Origin of the sequence: Streptomyces sp. NPDC059900, from assembly GCF_050270335.1 — a bacterium.
In the GTDB taxonomy this organism is placed as follows: Bacteria; Actinomycetota; Actinomycetes; order Streptomycetales; family Streptomycetaceae; genus Streptomyces.
In genome coordinates this window covers 1-5,139 of sequence record NZ_JBNNJZ010000563.1, presented here as the reverse complement: position 1 = coordinate 5,139, position 5,139 = coordinate 1, and the positions used below count along the sequence as shown (strand labels likewise).

At 70.5% G+C, this 5,139-nt stretch carries 7 protein-coding genes and 1 pseudogene; 3 read left to right on the top strand and 5 right to left on the bottom strand.

The window, feature by feature from the left end:
* Positions 1-1,378: glycogen debranching protein GlgX (gene glgX / locus ACQKIP_RS39130; RefSeq protein WP_427745242.1), on the top strand; the 1,378-nt coding region annotated here is incomplete at its 5' end.
* Between the two features lie 28 nt (positions 1,379-1,406).
* Here the strand turns inward: glgX and ACQKIP_RS39125 are convergent.
* The 3 genes and pseudogenes from ACQKIP_RS39125 to ACQKIP_RS39115 all read right to left on the bottom strand — a co-directional run.
* Positions 1,407-2,201, bottom strand: coding sequence for a VOC family protein (locus ACQKIP_RS39125; RefSeq protein ID WP_365860808.1), 795 nt, complete (start codon positions 2,199-2,201; stop codon positions 1,407-1,409).
* A gap of 119 nt (positions 2,202-2,320) precedes the next feature.
* Positions 2,321-2,977: a DNA polymerase ligase N-terminal domain-containing protein gene (locus tag ACQKIP_RS39120; RefSeq protein WP_365860810.1), complete on the bottom strand. Its 657-nt coding sequence runs from the start codon at positions 2,975-2,977 to the stop codon at positions 2,321-2,323.
* Between the two features lie 100 nt (positions 2,978-3,077).
* Positions 3,078-3,269 (bottom strand): annotated as a pseudogene (locus ACQKIP_RS39115) (Ku protein); the annotation flags it as partial.
* A gap of 107 nt (positions 3,270-3,376) precedes the next feature.
* Here ACQKIP_RS39115 and ACQKIP_RS39110 point away from each other — a divergent pair.
* Positions 3,377-4,129: a maleate cis-trans isomerase family protein gene (locus ACQKIP_RS39110; protein WP_365860812.1), complete on the top strand. Its 753-nt coding sequence runs from the start codon at positions 3,377-3,379 to the stop codon at positions 4,127-4,129.
* The gene (locus ACQKIP_RS39105; RefSeq protein WP_365860814.1) at positions 4,126-4,614 is read left to right on the top strand and encodes an LNS2 domain-containing protein; all 489 of its coding nucleotides are present in this window, start codon (positions 4,126-4,128) and stop codon (positions 4,612-4,614) included. Before ACQKIP_RS39110 ends, ACQKIP_RS39105 begins: the two co-directional genes overlap by 4 nt.
* Before the next feature lie 16 nt (positions 4,615-4,630).
* On the opposite strand, the gene ACQKIP_RS39100 is transcribed toward ACQKIP_RS39105, so the two are convergent.
* Together ACQKIP_RS39100 and ACQKIP_RS39095 are read right to left on the bottom strand one after the other, a co-directional pair.
* Complete coding sequence (locus ACQKIP_RS39100) at positions 4,631-4,852, bottom strand: dodecin (RefSeq protein ID WP_190078819.1); 222 nt, start codon at positions 4,850-4,852, stop codon at positions 4,631-4,633.
* A 49-nt stretch (positions 4,853-4,901) separates the two neighbouring features.
* Positions 4,902-5,139, bottom strand: a 238-nt coding sequence (locus ACQKIP_RS39095) for a UTRA domain-containing protein (protein WP_427745241.1), incomplete at its 5' end; no start/stop codon positions are given.

Sequence of the window (5,139 nt, the reverse complement as noted above, 5' to 3'; positions counted from 1 at the left end):
GCACAAGGCCGGGCTCGAAGTGATCCTCGACGTGGTCTACAACCACACCGCGGAGGGCAACGAGAACGGCCCCACGCTCGCTTTCCGCGGCATCGACAACGCGTCGTACTACCGCCTGGCGGAGGGCGATCCGGCGCACTACTTCGACACCACGGGCACCGGCAACAGCCTGCTGATGCGCCACCCCAACGTCCTCCAGCTGGTCATGGACTCGCTGCGGTACTGGGTCACCGACATGCACGTCGACGGGTTCCGGTTCGACCTCGCGGCCACGCTCGCCCGGCAGTTCCACGACGTGGACCGCCTCTCGGCGTTCTTCGACCTGGTCCAGCAGGACCCCGTGGTCGGCCGCGTCAAGCTCATCGCCGAGCCCTGGGACGTCGGCGACGGGGGCTACCAGGTCGGCAACTTCCCGCCTCTGTGGTCGGAGTGGAACGGCAAGTACCGCGATTCGGTAAGGGACTTCTGGCGCGGCGCCGACCACACGCTCGCCGAGTTCGCCTCCAGGATCACCGGCTCGTCCGACCTCTACCAGCACGACCGCCGCCGCCCGCGCGCCAGCGTCAACTTCGTCACCGCGCATGACGGGTTCACGCTGCGCGACCTGGTCTCGTACGACGACAAGCACAACGAGGCCAACGGGGAGAACAACCAGGACGGCGAGAACGCGAACCGGTCGTGGAACTGCGGTGTAGAGGGGCCCACCGACGACGAGGGCGTCCTGGAACTCCGCGCGCGCCAGCAGCGCAACTTCCTCGCCACGCTCATGTTCTCGCAGGGGATACCGATGCTCGCCCACGGCGATGAACTCGGCCGCACGCAGCACGGCAACAACAACGCCTACTGCCAGGACAGCGAGCTCTCCTGGATCGACTGGAACCTCACCGGCGAACAGCGTGACCTCGTCGACTTCACCCGCCGCGCCATCGAACTCCGTTCGGCGCACCCGGTGTTGAGAAGACGCCGCTTCTTCCGGGGCGACACGGCGACCCACGAGAGCCAGCCGATGCCGGACCTGGTGTGGCTGCGGCCCGACGCACGCGAGATGACGGACGAGGACTGGCGGCGGCCCGACGCACACGCCGTCGGGGTCTTCCTGAACGGCGATGCCATCGCGGAACCCGACGCCCGCGGAGGCCCCGTGGTGGACGACTCCTTCCTGCTCCTCCTGAACAGCTACCGGGAGCCGGTCGTCTTCGACCTGCCGGACGCCGCGTACGGGGAACGCTGGACGACGCGGATCGACACCTCGGACCCCCGCGGGGCCGCGGACGAGGTGGAACACAAGGCGGACGGCCAGGTCGCCGTGCAGCCGCACAGTCTGCTCATGCTGTCCCGGCCCGCCGGAACGGCCGACCTGTCACCGCGGGGGACGTGACCCGATCACTGCGCGGGATGCGGCCCGGTCATTGCGCGGGCCGTGAATTCACCACGAAGCGTGCCCCGTCCGGATCGGCGAGGACGGCCTCCGTCGCACTCGCTTCGCCCTCCAGGACACATCCGCCGTGCTCTCGCGCCGCCCTGGCACACGCGTCCACGTCGGCGACCGTGAAGTGGATCTGCCAGCGCGGCCGCACCGCCGGGTCGGGCGCGGCTTCCACCGCGCCGGAATGGATGCGGGCCACGACGTCGCCGTCGTTGCGCAGGACGACCCTCTCGTCCTCGTAGTGGACTTCGCAGCAGCCCGCTGCCGCCCAGCCGAGAACCTCCGCGTAGAAGATGGCGGCGTCGAAGGCATCGCGGGTGCGCAGCTCCACGAAGACCGGAGCCGCACGGCGCCAGTCCTCCCAGTCCGCCACCAGCTCGCCCTCCCAGACGCCGAAGACCGCTCCGTCGCGATCGGCCAGCAGAGCGGCCCGCCCCGGCGGAAACGAGAGCGGCCCCACGGCGGTCGTCCCGCCTCGCTCATGGCTACGGGCCACCGTCTCGTTCGCGTCGGACGCGGCGAAGAAGGGAGTCCACGCCACGGCTGCCTGGCCCATGGCCTCCACGGCGGACACGCCCGCCACCGGCACTCCGTCCACACTGGCGAACCTGTACTGGTCGCCCAGCTTGCCGACGCGCCAGTCCCACCCGAGGACGGCGTGGTAGAACTCCTCCGCGGCCCCCAGATCGTGCGTGGTCAGGCTGACCCAGCAGGGCGCGCCGATCACCGTACGACTGGCCACGACCCCGGTCCCCGCTGCCCTATGGCTGTTCATTTCCGTACCGTTCCGAGGTCGATGGTGCGACTGCGCGTATCGGCTCCCATCATCGCCGCCTTCGTCCGGACCTGTCCCTCACGATTGGGCTGGTCGGGGGTGTCGCGGGACGGGAAGACTCAAGTCCAGGTCGGCGCGTCCGGCGCCTCGGCGACCTGGCGCAGCGTGCGGCCGCTGCGCGCCGAGCGGGCCCGCCGCGGATCGGGGGTGCCGCCGCCCGCGCGGTGCCCCGATCCGGTCCGTACCAGCAGCCACGTGGGCTTCGCACCGGCTGAGCCGCTCTTCTCCTCGCGGCTGTGGAAGCGGGTGAGCGCGTACTGCCCGTGCAGCTTCTCGCCGTGCAGATCGAACGTGGCGTGACCGTTCTCCAGGGCCTGCGCGAAGGGCACCGGCCGTTTGCGCTTGTCGTGACTGGTCGGGCGGTACGTGCCGTGGTCCCAGACGATGACGGTCCCGCCGCCGTACTCGCCCCCGGGAATGATCCCCTCGAAGTCCTGGTACTCCAGGGGGTGATCCTCGGTGGGGATGGCCAGGCGCTTGTCCTGCGGGTCGGTGGACGGCCCCTTCGGGATCGACCAGGACTTCAGTACGCCGTCGACCTCCAGGCGGAAGTCGAAGTGCATCGTGCTCGCGTCGTGGATCTGCACCACGAACGCGGGCTCTCCGGCCGCGTCCGCTCCGTCGGGTCCGTCCTCCGTGTGCTCGCCGCTCGGTTCGCTCGTCTTCCCGAAGTGCCGCTTCCCGCGATACGTCCGCAGCCCGTCCTTCTCGCTCACGACAGCTCTCTTCCGTTCTCTTCGGTCAGGTCGGGGTCACTGGTCGTCCGCCCATGCCGGGTACCGCCAGCGGCCGTCATGAGGCCTTGCGCTCCTTGCCCCCACGCAGGGCGTCGATGAGGGGCACTTCCTCGCCGGTACGTTCATTCACCCGCTTGTTGCGGACCCGGTCGGACGTGCCGCGCTGCAACTGGTGGAAGCGGACGGTGTGGCTGTCCGTCGCGGTGAACATCTGGACGGGCAGCGACACGAGCCCGAAAGTCAGGGCTCCGCTCCACACCGGACGCGCCATGTCTGCGTCACCTTTCTCCGCCCCGGCCCACTCCTGTCTCCCTCCATGGCACCCCGGCGGCGGGCCCGCCGCATCAGGGAGATCTTGCTCCCTATTAGCCTCGGGGCATGGATCGGACCAACACTCGCAGCGAAGGCAATCGGCAGGTCGGAATCGTCGCCTCGTACGACTTCACGCGCCGGGAGGAGCTGGGCCGGTGGTTCCCGCCGGACGTGGAGTGGACCATGACCTTCACCGAGGAGGTTCCCTACCGGGACAACCTGGAGCTCGTCTCACGGCTCGGCAGGGCGAGCCTGCTGACGCGGCCGGTGCGGGAACTCGTCGGACGCGGCGCGGAAGCCGTCGCGTATCTCTGCACTGCCTGCACCTTCGTCGACGGCGTGGCGGGCGAGCGGGCGCTGCGCGAGGCCATGACGGCGTACGGCGTACGACGGGCACTGACGACCAGCGGCGCGGCGATCGACGCGCTGCGAGCCGTCGGTGCGCGACGCGTCGCGGTCGTCCACCCCTACCAGGAGCCGGTCGACCAGCTCCTCGGCCGTTACCTCAAGGACTCCGGGTTCGATGTCGTGGCCCTGACGGCGCTGGGGCTCGACTCGGTCGAGGACGCCTACTCCGTGGCGGAGCAGCAGGTGGTGGACGCCGTCGTCGCCGGGGACCACGCGCGGGCCGACGCCGTGTTCGTCAGCTGCACCGCCCTGCCCACGTACGACGCGCTGCCCCGTCTCGAAGCGCGCCTCGGGAAACCCGTCGTCAGCGCCAACCAGGCCACCGCATGGGCCTTGCTGGGGGCGGTGGGCGAGCGGGCGCGAGGCGCCGGGCAGCGCCTTCTCGAGCACCGGCCTACCCTGGGCGCGTGACGGACGACAGCAGGCCCCTGGCCGTATTCGACCTGGACAACACGCTCGCGGACACCGCTCATCGTCAGCGTTTCCTGGAGCAGAAGCCGCGCGACTGGGCGGCCTTCTTCGCCGCGGCGCCGGACGATCCGCCGCTTGAGGAGGGCGTGGCTCTCGCCCTGGAGAGCACGCGGGAGTGCGAGGTCGTCTACCTCACGGGCAGGCCCGAGCGGTGCCGCAAGGACACCGTGGCGTGGCTGGCGGCGCACGGGCTCCCGGAGGGGCGGATCTGGATGCGCCGCAACGACGACCGGCGGCCCGCCCGCCGCACCAAGCTGGAGACCCTCCGGAAGATCGCCCGGTCCCGCGAGGTCCGGATGCTGGTGGACGACGACGAGCTGGTGTGCGACGAGGCGGAGCGGGCGGGCTTCAGGGTCGTACGGGCGCGCTGGGCGAGCACGTCCGCCGCGCTGAAGGACGCCCAGGAGCGTGAAGGACGGACGTGACCGCTCGGCGGCGGGGTCAGGCGCTGTCGCCGTCCTCCAGGCGGAAGCCGACCTTCAGGCCCACCTGGTAGTGCTCGATCTCGCCGTTCTCGATGTGGCCGCGCACCTGGGTGACCTCGAACCAGTCCAGCGAGCGCAGTGTCTGCGAGGCGCGGGCGACGCCGTTGCGGATGGCCTGGTCGACGCCCTCGTGCGAGGTGCCGACGATCTCGGTGACCCGATAGGTGTGGTCGGACATCAGGATGTTCCTCTCCGCCGTGTGGTGACATCACAGCTGTGGCGTGACGTCACTCCACCGTGCCCCACCACGCGCCGCTGCGCGAGGCGGTGGGCGCGGGATGCTCGGCGGCACCGTCCAGTTCGAGCCGCGAGACGATGCGGTAGCGGTCACCGCGGTACAGGGAGCGCACGTACTCGACGGGGCGCTCCCCGGTGTCCGTGGTGACCCGGTCGAAGAGCAGGGCGGGGGAGAGCACGGGCACGCCGAGCAGAGCGGCCTCGTCCTCCGTCAGGACCGTCGGCTCG